The sequence below is a fragment of the Bacteroides caccae genome, assembly GCF_002222615.2.
In the GTDB taxonomy this organism is placed as follows: domain Bacteria; phylum Bacteroidota; class Bacteroidia; order Bacteroidales; family Bacteroidaceae; genus Bacteroides; species Bacteroides caccae.
Genome location: NZ_CP022412.2, coordinates 3,577,009 through 3,593,599, shown reverse-complemented (window position 1 = coordinate 3,593,599; position 16,591 = coordinate 3,577,009). Strand labels below are relative to the sequence as shown.

General features: G+C 42.9%; 9 protein-coding genes, 2 tRNA genes and 3 rRNA genes. All 14 read left to right on the top strand.

Annotated features, from left to right (window positions below; all coding sequences use genetic code 11):
• Window positions 1–32 precede the first annotated feature (32 nt).
• The 14 genes from CGC64_RS14745 (at window position 33) to CGC64_RS14675 (ending at window position 16,580) form a co-directional block, all read left to right on the top strand.
• A complete protein-coding gene (locus tag CGC64_RS14745; RefSeq protein WP_005678198.1) occupies window positions 33–1,184 on the top strand; it encodes a dipeptide epimerase in 1,152 nt (383 codons plus the stop codon).
• A gap of 219 nt (window positions 1,185–1,403) precedes the next feature.
• Window positions 1,404–2,939, top strand: coding sequence for a trypsin-like peptidase domain-containing protein (locus CGC64_RS14740; RefSeq protein ID WP_005678199.1), 1,536 nt, complete (start codon window positions 1,404–1,406; stop codon window positions 2,937–2,939).
• A 183-nt stretch (window positions 2,940–3,122) separates the two neighbouring features.
• The gene (locus tag CGC64_RS14735; RefSeq protein ID WP_002561589.1) at window positions 3,123–3,983 is read left to right on the top strand and encodes a sigma-70 family RNA polymerase sigma factor; all 861 of its coding nucleotides are present in this window, start codon (window positions 3,123–3,125) and stop codon (window positions 3,981–3,983) included.
• Between the two features lie 199 nt (window positions 3,984–4,182).
• Entirely contained in the window at window positions 4,183–4,584 is a 402-nt protein-coding gene (locus tag CGC64_RS14730; protein ID WP_005678200.1) for a hypothetical protein, read from the top strand.
• 84 nt (window positions 4,585–4,668) lie between these two features.
• Window positions 4,669–5,874: a clostripain-related cysteine peptidase gene (locus CGC64_RS14725; protein WP_032855239.1), complete on the top strand. Its 1,206-nt coding sequence runs from the start codon at window positions 4,669–4,671 to the stop codon at window positions 5,872–5,874.
• 23 nt (window positions 5,875–5,897) lie between these two features.
• Window positions 5,898–6,905, top strand: coding sequence for a hypothetical protein (locus CGC64_RS14720; protein ID WP_005678202.1), 1,008 nt, complete (start codon window positions 5,898–5,900; stop codon window positions 6,903–6,905).
• Window positions 6,906–7,888: 983 nt separating this feature from the next.
• Window positions 7,889–9,417 (top strand): 16S ribosomal RNA (locus CGC64_RS14710).
• Window positions 9,418–9,605: 188 nt separating this feature from the next.
• Window positions 9,606–9,679 (top strand) — tRNA-Ile (locus CGC64_RS14705).
• Window positions 9,680–9,697: 18 nt separating this feature from the next.
• Window positions 9,698–9,771, top strand: a tRNA-Ala gene (locus tag CGC64_RS14700).
• 143 nt (window positions 9,772–9,914) lie between these two features.
• Window positions 9,915–12,794: ribosomal RNA gene (locus CGC64_RS14695) — 23S ribosomal RNA — on the top strand.
• 74 nt (window positions 12,795–12,868) lie between these two features.
• Window positions 12,869–12,979: ribosomal RNA gene (rrf, locus tag CGC64_RS14690) — 5S ribosomal RNA — on the top strand.
• The 16S, 23S and 5S rRNA genes sit together here with 2 tRNA genes alongside, the layout of an rRNA operon.
• Window positions 12,980–13,357: 378 nt before the next feature.
• On the top strand, window positions 13,358–13,948 hold the full coding sequence (locus tag CGC64_RS14685) for a V-type ATP synthase subunit E family protein (RefSeq protein ID WP_005675592.1): 591 nt from the start codon (window positions 13,358–13,360) through the stop codon (window positions 13,946–13,948).
• A gap of 11 nt (window positions 13,949–13,959) precedes the next feature.
• Entirely contained in the window at window positions 13,960–14,802 is an 843-nt protein-coding gene (locus CGC64_RS14680) for a DUF2764 domain-containing protein (RefSeq protein ID WP_005675593.1), read from the top strand.
• Between the two features lie 17 nt (window positions 14,803–14,819).
• On the top strand, window positions 14,820–16,580 hold the full coding sequence (locus CGC64_RS14675) for a V-type ATP synthase subunit A (protein WP_005675594.1): 1,761 nt from the start codon (window positions 14,820–14,822) through the stop codon (window positions 16,578–16,580).
• Window positions 16,581–16,591 lie beyond the last annotated feature (11 nt).

Sequence of the window (16,591 nt, the reverse complement as noted above, 5' to 3'; positions counted from 1 at the left end):
TATTGTCTTATCACACTTATAACTTTGAAAACATGCAAAACAGAAGAGATTTCTTGAAAACGGCGGCTTTTGCAGCTTTAGGTTCCGGGCTAGTGGTTCGCCAGGCATTGGCCGGGGAATTATCACCTTCTACCTTATATATAAATAAACTCGGCTTGGGCGGGAAGATGAAAATGAAGTTTTTCCCTTATGAGTTGAAATTAAGACATGTATTTACTGTGGCCACCTATTCGCGTACTACAACTCCCGACGTACAGGTGGAAATAGAATATGAAGGGATCACCGGATACGGGGAGGCTTCTATGCCCCCTTATTTAGGTGAAACAGTGGAGTCTGTCATGAATTTCCTCAGGAAGGTGAACTTGGAGCAGTTTTCTGATCCTTTTCAGTTAGAAGACATTTTGTCATACATTGACAGTCTCTCGCCGAAAGATACTGCAGCTAAAGCAGCAGTGGATATTGCTCTTCACGATTTAGTGGGAAAATTGCTGGGTGCTCCGTGGTATCAGATATGGGGATTGAATAAGGAAAAGACGCCTTCTACCACTTTTACTATTGGCATTGATACTCCGGATGTGGTGCGTGCGAAAACAAAAGAATGTGCCGGGCGGTTTAATATATTAAAGGTGAAACTGGGACGGGACAATGATAAAGAGATGATTGAGACCATTCGCTCGGTGACAGACCTTCCGATAGCGATAGACGCTAATCAAGGTTGGAAAGACCGTCAGTACGCGCTCGATATGATTCATTGGCTGAAAGAAAAAGGGATTGTGATGATAGAGCAGCCTATGCCGAAAGAGCAGTTGGATGACATTGCGTGGATAACCCAGCAGAGTCCGTTGCCGATATTTGCCGATGAGTCTTTGCAGCGTTTGGGAGATGTGGCAGCATTGAAAGGTGCTTTTACGGGAATTAATATCAAGTTGATGAAATGTACCGGTATGCGTGAGGCATGGAAAATGGTGACATTGGCGCACGCGCTCGGTATGCGTGTAATGGTAGGGTGTATGACAGAGACTTCCTGTGCTATATCTGCCGCTTCGCAATTCTCGCCACTCGTTGATTTTGCCGACCTGGATGGCAACCTGCTTATCTCCAACGACCGCTTTAAAGGAGTGGAAGTAGTGCGAGGAAAAATCACCCTGAATGATTTGCCCGGGATAGGTGTCATGAAAATCTAGTCTTACTGAATGAATGTCAGAGTGTTAACGTTACCTGACATACAACGAATGTAAATTTGTCAGGTGTTGTCGTTAACCGCTGTTAAGCCCTAAATATTCTCTGTTAAAAGAGGACAAAAAAGTGTGACAAGTAGAATAAGTGAACGATATTTGTTATTATTTTAACGTCGTAAAAGTTAAAACAATGTCGAATATTAACATTTTAAAGAATTATAAATCATGAAACAGACAACAAAGAACATTCTGGGAGTAGGAGCTATCGTTCTTCTTAGCTCAGGAGTTGCAGGATTGACAACTTACAAATTGTTGCAATCTAACGAGGCTGCTACAGAGACATCTTTTAATGAGATGTTCAAGCAGAATCCCAATGTCAAATTGGCTGCTTTTGACGCGGTAAACGCTCAACCTGTCGATTTGACTCAAGCTGCGGAAAATTCGCTTCATGCTGTCGTACATATAAGGTCTACTCAGGAAGCTAAAACAAGAACGGTTCAGCAAGCGCCGGATATTTTTGATTTCTTCTTTGGAGACGGACGCGGGCAGCAACGTCAGGTGCAAACTCAGCCCCGTGTAGGATTCGGTTCGGGGGTGATTATTTCTAAAGACGGATATATCGTAACGAACAATCACGTGATTGATGGTGCGGATGAAATCAGTGTGAAACTGAATGATAACCGTGAGTTCAAAGGACGTGTGATTGGGACCGATCCCAGCACTGACCTTGCACTGGTGAAAATCGAAGGCGATGATTTTCCGACTATTCCGGTAGGAGATTCTGAAGCTTTGAAAGTAGGAGAGTGGGTATTGGCGGTAGGTAACCCGTTCAATCTGAATTCTACTGTAACTGCCGGTATCGTAAGTGCAAAAGCCCGTTCGTTGGGAGTATATAATAATGGTATAGAATCATTCATCCAGACGGATGCTGCGATCAACCAAGGTAATAGTGGTGGCGCACTGGTGAATGCGAAAGGCGAATTGGTAGGTATCAACTCCGTACTTTCTTCTCCCACAGGTGCATACGCAGGATATGGTTTTGCCATTCCGACCAGTATTATGACAAAGGTCATCGCCGACTTGAAACAATATGGAACAGTACAACGTGCATTGCTCGGTATCCGTGGTGGTTCTATTGGTAGTAGTCTAATGGACGACCGTCAGCCGATTGACAACTCCGGTAAGACATTGGCAGATAAAGCGAAGGAACTGGGTGTAGTAGAAGGTGTATGGGTTTCCGAAATCGTAGAAAACGGTTCTGCGTCAGGAGCTGACATCAAGGTAGACGACGTAATCATCGGTTTGGATAATAAGAAGGTGTCCAACATGGCTGACTTGCAGGAAGCTATCGCTAAACATCGTCCGGGTGACAAAGTGAAAGTGAAACTGATCCGTGACAAGAAAGAAAAGACCGTTGAAGTAACGTTGAAGAACGAACAGGGTACTACCAAGATTGTGAAGGATGCAGGTATGGAAATCCTGGGAGCTGCTTTCAAAGAATTGCCGGATGATTTGAAAAAACAATTGAATCTGGGCTATGGGTTGCAAGTAACGGGAGTTTCCTCCGGTAAGATGTCGGATGCAGGAGTTCGCAAAGGATTTATCATTCTGAAAGCTAACGACCAGCCGATGCGTAAAGTCAGCGATCTGGAAGAAGTAATGAAGGCTGCAGTTAAGTCTCCGAACCAGGTATTGTTCTTGACCGGTGTCTTCCCGTCAGGCAAACGTGGATACTTCGCCGTCGATTTGACTCAGGAATAAGGTGTAAAATAAGGTAATAAGATTACAGGATAAGCTAATGAAATAGAAAAAGGATGCCGTCAATCAACTTGCCGGCATCTCTTTTTGTTTTATTAGTAGAAAAATATAGTGTAAAAGTTACTTAATTTTGTATGTTAACAAATTATTTGTCGTAACTTTGCACTCCAAATCTGTTTTTAAAGAATGAGACAACTAAAGATTACCAAAAGTATCACTAACAGAGAGAGCGCTTCTCTTGATAAGTATTTGCAGGAAATCGGCCGTGAAGACCTGATTACTGTTGAGGAAGAAGTGGAACTCGCTCAACGCATTCGTAAGGGTGACCGTGTAGCATTGGAAAAATTGACACGTGCCAATCTTCGTTTCGTCGTATCTGTGGCCAAACAGTACCAGAACCAGGGTTTGAGTTTGCCTGACTTGATTAATGAAGGCAATTTAGGACTGATTAAGGCTGCCGAAAAGTTTGATGAAACACGTGGGTTCAAGTTTATCAGCTACGCTGTATGGTGGATTCGCCAGTCTATTCTGCAAGCATTGGCAGAGCAGTCGCGTATTGTTCGTCTCCCGTTGAACCAGGTCGGTTCGCTGAATAAAATCAGTAAAGCCTTCTCCAAGTTCGAACAGGAAAACGAGCGGCGTCCGTCTCCTGAGGAGTTGGCAGATGAACTGGAAATTCCGGTTGATAAAATCTCTGATACGCTGAAGGTGTCCGGCCGTCATATTTCGGTGGATGCGCCTTTTGTGGAAGGAGAGGATAACAGCCTGTTGGATGTGTTGGTGAACGATGATTCGCCAATGGCGGACCGCTCTCTGGTTAATGAGTCTCTTGCGAGGGAAATTGATAGAGCTCTTTCTACGTTAACCGATAGAGAAAAAGAAATCATTCAGATGTTTTTTGGTATCGGACAACAGGAAATGACATTAGAAGAAATCGGCGATAAGTTTGGCCTCACACGTGAGCGCGTTCGTCAGATTAAAGAAAAAGCAATTAGAAGACTTAGACAAAGTAATCGTAGTAAATTGCTCAAATCTTACTTGGGATAAGTAAGGAATATCAGTTTCTGAAAGAAAAAAGAATTTGAGTCGCATAAGTCGCACTTTTCATATAGAAGAATGTACTTATGCGACTTTTTATTTAGTTTCCCGTCCGTTATTTCTATGACTAAGAAATGCTATTTATTTGAGATAAATGGAGGTAATTTCCTCTTTTTTCTTACCTTTGCCACAATAAAATTTATATGATATGAAATACGTAAAAATACTATTTGCAATTGCACTTGTGTTTACCATGTGCTCGGCTTTTTCTTTGAAAAAAGATCACTCTAAACCTGTTTATGCTTTTGGGATTTCTGCTTCGTTTACAGATACTGTTGTATATTTCACAGAAATTCAGATCTTGGATAGTGTGAGTCTCAGTAAGGAAGGTTTTCTGGCTCATCGTGAATTGTATAGCTATCAGTTGAAAAATTATCTGGAGGACAATCTGTTACAGCAAAATAGTACATGTATGATTTACTTCTCGGAGAACAAAAGTAAATTAGAGAAGGAAGCAACGAAAATCCTCAATAAATATAAAAAGAGTAGGAATATGACAGTAACGCGGATTGAAGCTGATAAGTTCCGTTTTACGAAACCGGAAGAATAATAATTGAATTGTTAATATGGATAAGAGATGTGGTTTGCATCTCTTATTTTTTTATATTTGTCCTTTGTAATAAACTTAAAACTAATGAAAAAGATTAAAATACTTTCCCTTTTTGTATGCTTGATAGCATTATTGGCAGCCTGTGAAGATGAAGATATAACACCCTCTTATGGTGCACGTACAGTATTGGTTTATATTGCAGGTAATAATAGCCTCGGTCAGTCTGACTTTGATTCAAAGGATGTGTCGGAAATGATAGAAGGAATGAAAGGCACGGAGGGGACAACAAACAACCTGTTGGTTTATTTTGCTGGTTATAAGAAGACTGCCAAGCTGATTCGTCTGATAAAAAATGGAAAAGGCGAGGTGAAACAGGAAACTGTAATGAGTTATGATAAACACAATTCGGTTAGTCTTGACGTGATGAAGGATGTTTTTAGAACGGCCTTCTCTAATTATCCGGCTAAGAGTTATGGAATTGTTTTTTGGTCTCATGGCGATGGGTGGCTGCATTATCAGAACCCCTCAACTCGTTGGTGGGGACAGGATACAAGCGATGGAGATTATCGAATGAATATTTCGGATTTGCACGAGGCATTGTCTGTTGCTCCTCATTTTGATTTTATGCTGTTTGATGCTTGTTATATGCAGTCTGTTGAAGTGATTTATCAATTACGTGACCGTACTGATTATTTTATAGGTTCTCCTACGGAAATACCGGGACCGGGTGCTCCGTATGAAGCAGTGGTTCCCGCATTATTCTCACAAGATAAACCGGAAATTAATATTGCAGAGAGCTATTATACAGTTTATGCTGAAAAATATAATAATGGCATAGGGATTTCTAACGAAAACTGGACGGGTGGAGTCTCTGTTTCGGTTGTTAAGAGTAGTGAGCTTCCGGCATTGGCTACTGCCACTAAAGGGGTTTTGCAGACAGCTGCTTCAATGCAGCAAAGAGCTAATATAGATATTACGGGGATTTTGTGCTATGATCCTTTGCGCAGTAAGAACTATCATGATTTAATGGGATTGATGAAAAAAATCCAAAAAAACCAACAAGCATTTGATAACTATGCCCATGCATACCAAAACGCTGTTGTTTGGAAGAATACTACGGATAATAATTATTGTACCTATCCTTCGGGGTATGGGGAAATGGTTTCAATGAACGGTTTTGAAGGACTTTCTACTTATATATTACGGGGGAATGATGTAAAGCAAGATGCATATTATCGTCAGTCGGTAGAATGGTATTCCGCTGCCGGTTGGGCTGATGTATATTGGTAATTAAATTGGCAGCGTATTTTACTATGGATACACAAAATATTACTCCTTTAACACCACAAAAAGACAGACAGGTTAGTGGCTGGCTCTCATTTTTTCTTTTTGTTGTAGGTCTTGGTGCGGCAATAACAGTTGTTACTTCAATTGCAGATTTTTCTTTAGATGCTTATGACATAGGAGTGGGAGACTTTTTTATCTATCTTGTGGCATTAATTGATATTGTTTATGTTTTGGGGATTGGAGGATTGGCTCTTTATACGATATTGGCTTTTTTGAATAAGCGGTCGAATGCGGTCTTTTTGGGTAAAAGTTATCTCATTATTATTTTTCTCTCTAATCTATTACTATTATTAGGTGGAGATTACGGTGATTATGGTTGGGGCAGTCTGCCGCAAATTCTAAAGGCTTTGATTTTTGGGATTGTTTGGTTTGTTTATCTTTGCTTGTCTGAGCAAGTTTCCGATTTATTTCCGAAGGAAGAACGGAAAATTTTGAGTAGAGATAAATATATAGTTGGTTCTTTGATATTTACTCCGGTACTTTTGTTAGGCATTTCAATGTTGGTTTATTGGGGAAGTGTTCCAACTCCTATGAATATTACTTTAGGACATGGTGATTACAGTGATGGTATTATTGCTTTTCATGCACCTGAAGGTGCTATTTGCGAGAAGGATACAGTTGATAATGTATGTCATACTTTTGCTGTTGGTGACAGTATTTGGGGTGTTGTCATTGGATTTTATGATACCAACGCTAGTGAAGAATATTTCAAGGAATGTATTGATTCATGGCGTAATACAGAACTGGATGGATATGATTTTTCTATCCTCAATACTCATCAGGAAGTGATTAATCAGAGTAATATAATGCGTATGCAATCTGTAAAGTATGAAACTCGTCCAGTATTGATTTGGCAGTTCTCTATGTTGCTCAGCCCGGAAACAGGTAAGGCATGTATTGTTTCCTTGTATTCTACAACTGAGAAAATTGAAAATTTGGTAAATGATCTTATGGCTTCTGTGCGTTTTAAGTAAACCTCTATAAAAGTTGAAAAGTATAACATCGATCTGCCACCTGCAATAAAATATGAGTAATAGCCTGATAAATAAATAATTATAGTGTTGCAGATACCTGTTGCAGATAGCTTGTAGATAAAGATATCTGCAACACAGTGTATGCAATAAAATCTATTCATACAGGATATGATTGTTTTCTCTCTATGGACAGGGAAAGTGTTTCTACGTTTAGAAACTCCAGTTCCGAGGCTGGAAATTCTAGTTTCTCCGTATGGAAATTAGAGTTTCTAAGCGTGGAAACGGAAGTTTATAACTGTGGAAATGCCAAGGAACTCATAGCTTTTATCAGATGTTATTCGTGTTTTGTTGCAGGTGGCAGATACATTCTTGTTTTTCAATTCTATTGTAGGTATCTTGTTTATGGCTGTGTTTCGCGGGAAAAGGATTTCTACCAAAGGAGATCTGAACAATAAAACAGCTTTTGTATAGGTTGTATTATATAATAATGTGTAGTCATTCTACATGGGTTCTCCCTGCAGTAAAATTTATGTTCTACAACATCCTTGTCAATCAGCGTGTTACAAAAAAGTTTCAAAAAAGATTAGAAAAATAGTCATATATATTTGGATGTTATGGATAAGTTGTCTACTTTTGCACCCGCTTTGCTAGAGAGACAGAGCCTAATGATTGACATTCTGCTAATGATAAAGGGTTCGGAAAATAAAAACAAAAAACTTCGAAAAAAGTTTGGATGTTATCTGAAAAAGTCCTTATCTTTGCATCCGCTTTCGTAAAGAAAGCAGTGCGGCGAAGGCCACATTAGTTCTTTGAAATATTGATAAACAATACAAGTAGTACAAGAAAAGATAGAACCGTCAATACAATCTGTTATTTATGTTTATCTATATGTAATAGATACAGGTATTTAGAATGAAGTCAATAAATTGTACGGCATCCTGAACAGAGCTATAACCGGCACATGCCGATTAAAAAATACTTTTACAATGAAGAGTTTGATCCTGGCTCAGGATGAACGCTAGCTACAGGCTTAACACATGCAAGTCGAGGGGCATCAGTTTGGTTTGCTTGCAAACCAAAGCTGGCGACCGGCGCACGGGTGAGTAACACGTATCCAACCTACCTCATACTCGGGGATAGCCTTTCGAAAGAAAGATTAATATCCGATAGCATATATTTCCCGCATGGGTTTTATATTAAAGAAATTCGGTATGAGATGGGGATGCGTTCCATTAGTTTGTTGGGGGGGTAACGGCCCACCAAGACTACGATGGATAGGGGTTCTGAGAGGAAGGTCCCCCACATTGGAACTGAGACACGGTCCAAACTCCTACGGGAGGCAGCAGTGAGGAATATTGGTCAATGGACGCGAGTCTGAACCAGCCAAGTAGCGTGAAGGATGACTGCCCTATGGGTTGTAAACTTCTTTTATATGGGAATAAAGTGGTCCACGTGTGGACTTTTGTATGTACCATATGAATAAGGATCGGCTAACTCCGTGCCAGCAGCCGCGGTAATACGGAGGATCCGAGCGTTATCCGGATTTATTGGGTTTAAAGGGAGCGTAGGCGGATTGTTAAGTCAGTTGTGAAAGTTTGCGGCTCAACCGTAAAATTGCAGTTGATACTGGCAGTCTTGAGTGCAGTAGAGGTGGGCGGAATTCGTGGTGTAGCGGTGAAATGCTTAGATATCACGAAGAACTCCGATTGCGAAGGCAGCTCACTGGAGTGTAACTGACGCTGATGCTCGAAAGTGTGGGTATCAAACAGGATTAGATACCCTGGTAGTCCACACAGTAAACGATGAATACTCGCTGTTTGCGATATACAGTAAGCGGCCAAGCGAAAGCATTAAGTATTCCACCTGGGGAGTACGCCGGCAACGGTGAAACTCAAAGGAATTGACGGGGGCCCGCACAAGCGGAGGAACATGTGGTTTAATTCGATGATACGCGAGGAACCTTACCCGGGCTTAAATTGCAAATGAATTATGGGGAAACCCATACGCCGCAAGGCATTTGTGAAGGTGCTGCATGGTTGTCGTCAGCTCGTGCCGTGAGGTGTCGGCTTAAGTGCCATAACGAGCGCAACCCTTATCTTCAGTTACTAACAGGTCATGCTGAGGACTCTGGAGAGACTGCCGTCGTAAGATGTGAGGAAGGTGGGGATGACGTCAAATCAGCACGGCCCTTACGTCCGGGGCTACACACGTGTTACAATGGGGGGTACAGAAGGCCGCTACCTGGTGACAGGATGCCAATCCCAAAAACCTCTCTCAGTTCGGATCGAAGTCTGCAACCCGACTTCGTGAAGCTGGATTCGCTAGTAATCGCGCATCAGCCATGGCGCGGTGAATACGTTCCCGGGCCTTGTACACACCGCCCGTCAAGCCATGAAAGCCGGGGGTACCTGAAGTACGTAACCGCAAGGAGCGTCCTAGGGTAAAACTGGTAATTGGGGCTAAGTCGTAACAAGGTAGCCGTACCGGAAGGTGCGGCTGGAACACCTCCTTTCTGGAGCGATGTCGTTACAATGACTTCATGGTTCATTTCCTTTAGGGGAATATTGAACCGGGTTCTGTTTCGATTGTACTACTGGTACTTGTTTATTTATAATATATAGATCAACCATCTATAGTAATATAGATAGAGATAAACAAGAGAAAACAGAAGCCGAGTCTAAAGACAGACACGGTTGAACTAGTCCTATAGCTCAGTTGGTTAGAGCGCTACACTGATAATGTAGAGGTCGGCAGTTCAACTCTGCCTGGGACTACTCCGAAACGACTCTTACGGGGGATTAGCTCAGCTGGCTAGAGCATCTGCCTTGCACGCAGAGGGTCAACGGTTCGAATCCGTTATTCTCCACATCCCCAGCAATGGGAAACGATCTTTGACATGATGTACAAAAAGTAAAATAAAAGTAAAGAGCTAAAAGTATATATCAAACCGTACTCTCTCCGATATTTTCCCATTTCAGTAATGGATAGTTTTCGGAGCAGTCAGTTTGAAAGAAAGTAAGCAAGGGCGCATGGCGGATGCCTTGGCTCTCGGAGGCGATGAAGGACGTGATAAGCTGCGATAAGCTTCGGGTAGGTGCAAATAACCTTTGATCCGAAGATTTCCGAATGGGACAACCCGACATTCTGAAGGAATGTCATCCTGCTTGGCAGGAGGCTAACGCAGGGAACTGAAACATCTTAGTACCTGCAGGAAAAGAAAATAATAATGATTCCCCAAGTAGTGGCGAGCGAACGGGGATTAGCCCAAACCAATGTTGTTACGGCAATATTGGGGTTGTAGGACCACGTTGTCGCAAGACATTCAGTGAGAAGAATTCTTTGGAAAATGAAACCATAGACGGTGATAGTCCGGTATTCGAAGCTGAACGAAGCGTAGTGGTATCCTGAGTAGCGCGGGACACGAGGAATCTTGCGTGAACCAGCCGGGACCATCCGGTAAGGCTAAATACTCCCGAGAGACCGATAGCGAACCAGTACTGTGAAGGAAAGGTGAAAAGCACTTCGAATAGAAGAGTGAAATAGTCCCTGAAACCATGCGCCTACAAGCGGTCGGAGCAGCTTATGCTGTGACGGCGTGCCTTTTGCATAATGAACCTACGAGTTACTTTTTCCGGCAAGGTTAAGGATCTAGAGATCCGTAGCCGAAGCGAAAGCGAGTCTGAACAGGGCGATAAGTCGGAAGGAGTAGACGCGAAACCAAGTGATCTACCCTTGGCCAGGTTGAAGGTTAGGTAACACTAACTGGAGGACCGAACCGATAAGCGTTGAAAAGCTTCCGGATGAGCTGAGGGTGGGGGTGAAAGGCTAATCAAACTTGGAGATAGCTCGTACTCCCCGAAATGCATTTAGGTGCAGCCTTGTGAGTTACTAATGTGAGGTAGAGCGACTGATAAGATGCGAGGGCTTCACCGCCTATCAAGTCTTGATAAACTCCGAATGCGCATTAGTTCTATCACAGGAGTGAGGGCATGGGTGCTAAGGTCCATGTCCTAAAGGAGAAGAATCCGGACCATCAGCTAAGGTCCCGAAATAGATACTAAGTTGAACTAACGAAGTCAGATTGCTAAGACAGCTAGGATGTTGGCTTGGAAGCAGCCATTCATTTAAAGAGTGCGTAACAGCTCACTAGTCGAGGAGTTTGGCGTGGATAATAATCGGGCATTAAGTATCTTACCGAAGCTATGGGATCATTAATGATCGGTAGGGGAGCATTCCACTCCGCGTCGAAGGTGAAGCGTGAGCTTTGCTGGAGCGTGTGGAAAAGCAAATGTAGGTATAAGTAACGATAAAGGGGGTGAGAAACCCCCTCGCCGAAAGACTAAGGTTTCCTGATCAACGCTAATCGGATCAGGGTTAGTCGGGTCCTAAGGCTCAGCCGAACGGTGAGGCCGATGGCAGAACAGGTTAATATTCCTGTACTACCTTAAGGAGTGACGTGGAGACGGAGTCGTGACAACGCCGCGGACTGACGGAATAGTCCGTTGAAGGGTGTAGATGTTGATTGTGGCAGGCAAATCCACCACGAGAGTCGAACCTGATAGTATACCAATTCCTTCGGGAAACGGTAATAGTGCGTGTAAACATACTCCCGAGAAAATCCGCTAAACTTAATCCTTGAGGTACCCGTACCGCAAACGGACACACGTAGTCGGGTTGAATATACTAAGGCGCTTGAGTGATTCACGGTTAAGGAACTAGGCAAATTGACCCTGTAACTTCGGGATAAAGGGTCCCAACGAGAGTTGGGCGCAGAGAATAGGTCCAGGCAACTGTTTAACAAAAACACAGGGCTGTGCCAAATTGAAAGATCACGTATACAGCCTGACACCTGCCCGGTGCTGGAAGGTTAAGAGGAGATGTCATCGCAAGAGAAGCATTGAATTGAAGCCCCAGTAAACGGCGGCCGTAACTATAACGGTCCTAAGGTAGCGAAATTCCTTGTCGGGTAAGTTCCGACCTGCACGAATGGTGTAATGATCTGGACACTGTCTCAACCGTGAGCTCAGTGAAATTGTAGTATCGGTGAAGATGCCGATTACCCGCGATGGGACGAAAAGACCCCGTGAACCTTTACTATAGCTTAACATTGAATTTGGGTAATTGATGTGTAGGATAGGCCGGAGACTTTGAAGCGCAGACGCCAGTTTGTGTGGAGTCGCTGTTGAAATACGGCCCTTTGATTATTTGAGTTCTAACCCGTTGTAACGGGGACACTGTTTGGTGGGTAGTTTGACTGGGGTGGTCGCCTCCAAAAGTGTAACGGAGGCTTCTAAAGGTGCCCTCAGGACGATTGGTAACCGTCCGTAGAGTGTAATGGCATAAGGGCGCTTGACTGGGAGACATACAAGTCGATCAGGTAGGAAACTAGAGCATAGTGATCCGGTGTTTCCGCATGGAAGGGACATCGCTCAAAGGATAAAAGGTACTCCGGGGATAACAGGCTGATCCCTCCCAAGAGCTCATATCGACGGAGGGGTTTGGCACCTCGATGTCGGCTCGTCACATCCTGGGGCTGGAGAAGGTCCCAAGGGTTGGGCTGTTCGCCCATTAAAGTGGCACGCGAGCTGGGTTCAGAACGTCGTGAGACAGTTCGGTCTCTATCTATCGTGGGCGTATGAAATTTGCGTGGCTCTGACACTAGTACGAGAGGACCGTGTTGGACTGACCTCTGGTTTACCAGTTGTGCCGCCAGGTGCATTGCTGGGTATCTAAGTCGGGATTGGATAAGTGCTGAAAGCATCTAAGTACGAAGCCAGCCACAAGATTAGATTTCTTAGGGTCGTCAAAGACGATGACGTTGATAGGATGCAGGTGTACAGGTGGTAACATCATAGCCGAGCATTACTAATTGCCCGTCCACTTTCTTTCTGCGGGACGGTTGTTATATACGTTTAGCTTGTCAAATGTCTTTCATTTTACTTTTCGTCATGTCATAACCTTTTTCAGGTGGTTATAGCACGAGGGTTCCACCTCTTCCCATTCCGAACAGAGAAGTTAAGCCTCGTCACGCCGATGGTACTGCGTAACAGTGGGAGAGTAGGTAGCCGCCGTTTTTTATGAAGCCTCGCTTGTCTATTTGACGGGCGAGGCTTTCTGTTTTTAACTGTTTGGATTATCTCTTATTTTATGATTTAATCTTTCATATAGCCGCTTTGGTATCCCTTTCTTCGCTTTCAGTATTTCTTCGTTTTTTATTCTCCTTTTGATTTTATATATTTGCTTTCTCCCGTGAGAATTTCGGAAAAGTGTCATTTAGTAATAAGAATACGCTGAAAACGGAATAAAATCGGTGTAGAAGTGTGATTTTTTTGCAAGGGAATATTTTTCTTTTCATCTTTCCCTTTTTTATCAAATTGATTTTTGTAAATTTGGCGAGAATCTGATGAAGGAACATAATTAATACAGTAATAATACTAAATACTCCTGTTAATATGGAAAACAAAATTCAAGAGTTGACCGATAAGATTTATCGTGAAGGCGTGGAAAAAGGAAACGAGGAAGCGCAAAGACTTATCGCGAATGCTCAGGAAGAAGCAAAAAAGATCATTGAGGATGCTCACAAAGAAGCTGACTCAATCGTTGCTGCCTCTCGTAAATCTGCTGAAGAACTGGCAGAAAATACAAAATCAGAGTTAAAACTATTTTCCGGTCAGGCCGTTAATGCACTCAAATCAGAGATTGCTACTATGGTCACTGACAAGTTGATTACCGCTTCTGTAAAGGATTTCGCTCAGGATAAAGATTACCTGAATGCGTTTATTGTTGCATTAGCTTCTAAGTGGAGTATAGACGAGCCTATCGTTATCTCGACAGCTGATGCGGAATCATTGAAAAAATATTTTGCAGCTCATGCAAAAGCTTTATTGGATAAAGGTGTTACTATCCAGCAAGTAAACGGTATCAAGACCTTGTTTACGGTTTCTCCGGCGGACGGTTCATATAAAGTGAACTTCGGAGAAGAAGAATTCATGAATTACTTCAAAGCCTTCTTGCGTCCTCAATTAGTAGAAATGCTATTTTAAAAGAAGCGACTATGAGTAGTAAGTACTATTACTTGGTAGCAGGTTTGCCGGAACTTTCACTGGAAGACAGCAAACTGAGCTATACAGTAGCCGATTTTAAAACTGAAATCTACCCGGGATTATCTGCTTCAGACCAGAAGTTGATTGACTTATTCTATCTGAAGTTTGACAATGCCAATGTGCTGAAACTTCTCAAAGACAAAGAGGCGGAAATTGATAAACGAGGAAACTATTCTGCTGCCGAACTCACTGAGTATATTTCTATGTTGAGGGAAGGCGGAGAAATCAGCCCTAAGGAATTTCCGGTTTACCTTTCTACATTTATAACTGATTATTTGAATACTCCGGCCGAAAGTACGGTGTTGCATGAAGATCACCTAGCTACTTTATATTATGAGTATGCCATGAAATGTGGAAATAAGTTTGTTGCTGCCTGGTTTGAATTCAATTTGAACATCAATAATATTCTGGTTGCATTTACGAGCCGTAAGTTCAAATGGGATATTGCTTCCAATATTGTAGGTAATACGGAAGTGTGCGAAGCATTGCGTACCTCCAGTGCCCGCGATTTCGGATTGTCTGGTGAGGTTGATGTTTTTGAGTCATTGGTGAAAATCAGTGAGATTACAGAACTGGTAGAACGTGAGAAGAAGCTGGACGCTTTACGGTGGAACTGGATGGAAGATGCTATTTTCTTCGATTATTTCACTGTTGAGCGCATTTTTGCTTTCTTGTTGAAACTGGAAATGATTGAGCGTTGGATCTCCTTGGATAAAGAAAGAGGTAATCAGTTGTTCCGAAGCATTATTGAGTCGCTGAAGAACGATGTACAGATTCCTGCAGAATTCAGATAATAAATTTAAAGAAATATATGGCAACAAAAGGAACTGTTAGTGGCGTTATTGCCAACATGGTGACCCTCGTCGTTGACGGACCGGTAGCTCAGAATGAGATTTGTTATATCTCTACCGGTGGCGATAAGTTAATGGCGGAGGTGATTAAGGTTGTAGGTTCACAGGTATATGTTCAGGTGTTCGAGAGTACACGTGGACTGAAAGTGGGCGCCGAAGCCGAATTTACAGGACACATGCTTGAGGTGACATTAGGCCCGGGTATGTTATCGAAAAACTACGACGGTCTGCAAAATGACCTTGACAAGATGGACGGGGTTTTTCTGAAGAGAGGACAATATACGTATCCGTTGGATAAAGAACGTGTATGGCACTTCGTTCCATTGGTAAACGCGGGTGATAAAGTACAAGCTTCCGCGTGGCTGGGGCAGGTGGATGAGAACTTCCAGCCGTTGAAAATGATGGCGCCGTTTACATTGCAGGGAACTGCTACTGTAAAGACTATCATGCCGGAAGGTGATTATAAGATTGAGGATACGATTGCTATCCTGACTGATGAGGAAGGAAATGATATTCCTGTGACTATGATTCAGAGGTGGCCTGTGAAACGTGCCATGACGAATTACAAGGAGAAACCGCGTCCTTTCAAACTGTTGGAAACCGGTGTGCGTGTGATTGATACGCTGAATCCGATTGTGGAAGGTGGTACCGGCTTTATACCGGGTCCGTTCGGTACAGGGAAGACGGTGCTTCAGCATGCTATTTCCAAACAAGCGGAAGCTGACATCGTAATTATCGCCGCTTGCGGTGAACGTGCGAACGAGGTTGTGGAGATCTTTACCGAATTCCCAGAACTGGTGGACCCGCACACGGGACGTAAACTTATGGAACGTACGATCATTATCGCCAATACTTCTAATATGCCGGTTGCTGCCCGTGAAGCATCTGTATATACAGCAATGACATTGGCAGAATATTATCGTTCTATGGGACTGAAAGTGTTGTTAATGGCGGATTCTACTTCACGTTGGGCGCAGGCGTTGCGTGAGATGTCCAACCGTATGGAAGAGTTGCCCGGACCAGATGCTTTCCCGATGGATATTTCGGCTATTATCTCAAACTTCTATGGCCGTGCCGGTTATGTGAAACTTTCTAATGGTGAAACGGGCTCAATTACTTTTATCGGTACGGTATCTCCTGCCGGTGGTAACTTGAAAGAGCCGGTAACTGAAAACACGAAGAAAGTGGCCCGTTGTTTCTACGCTTTGGAGCAGGACCGTGCTGATAAGAAACGTTATCCGGCTGTGAACCCGATTGATTCTTATTCTAAATATATCGAATATCCGGAATTTGAAGAATATATCAAAGGTCATATCAATGATGAATGGATTGGTAAGGTGAATGAACTCAAAACCCGTTTGCAACGTGGTAAGGAGATTGCCGAACAGATTAATATCCTTGGTGACGACGGTGTGCCGGTAGAATATCACGTTACTTTCTGGAAATCGGAATTGATCGACTTTGTTATCTTGCAGCAGGATGCATTCGATGAAATCGATGCCGTAACACCTATGGAACGTCAGGAGGATATCTTGAATATGGTGATTGACATCTGTCATACGGAGTTTGAATTTGATAACTTCAACGAAGTAATGGATTACTTCAAGAAGATGATTAATATCTGTAAGCAGATGAACTACTCGAAGTTCAAATCAGAGCAGTATGAGGGATTCCAACAGCAATTGAAGGAATTGATTGCCGAAAGAAGTATTAAACAGTAATTTGTAAATAG

What these genes read in the sequence shown, in the direction of transcription:
- CGC64_RS14720 (WP_005678202.1), top strand. Translation starts at nt 5,898, where the DNA reads ATGGATACACAAAATATTACTCCTTTAACACCACAAAAAGACAGACAG.
- CGC64_RS14730 (WP_005678200.1), top strand. Translation starts at nt 4,183, where the DNA reads ATGAAATACGTAAAAATACTATTTGCAATTGCACTTGTGTTTACCATG.
- CGC64_RS14680 (WP_005675593.1), top strand. Translation starts at nt 13,960, where the DNA reads ATGAGTAGTAAGTACTATTACTTGGTAGCAGGTTTGCCGGAACTTTCA.
- CGC64_RS14740 (WP_005678199.1), top strand. Translation starts at nt 1,404, where the DNA reads ATGAAACAGACAACAAAGAACATTCTGGGAGTAGGAGCTATCGTTCTT.
- CGC64_RS14685 (WP_005675592.1), top strand. Translation starts at nt 13,358, where the DNA reads ATGGAAAACAAAATTCAAGAGTTGACCGATAAGATTTATCGTGAAGGC.
- CGC64_RS14725 (WP_032855239.1), top strand. Translation starts at nt 4,669, where the DNA reads ATGAAAAAGATTAAAATACTTTCCCTTTTTGTATGCTTGATAGCATTA.
- CGC64_RS14745 (WP_005678198.1), top strand. Translation starts at nt 33, where the DNA reads ATGCAAAACAGAAGAGATTTCTTGAAAACGGCGGCTTTTGCAGCTTTA.
- CGC64_RS14675 (WP_005675594.1), top strand. Translation starts at nt 14,820, where the DNA reads ATGGCAACAAAAGGAACTGTTAGTGGCGTTATTGCCAACATGGTGACC.
- CGC64_RS14735 (WP_002561589.1), top strand. Translation starts at nt 3,123, where the DNA reads ATGAGACAACTAAAGATTACCAAAAGTATCACTAACAGAGAGAGCGCT.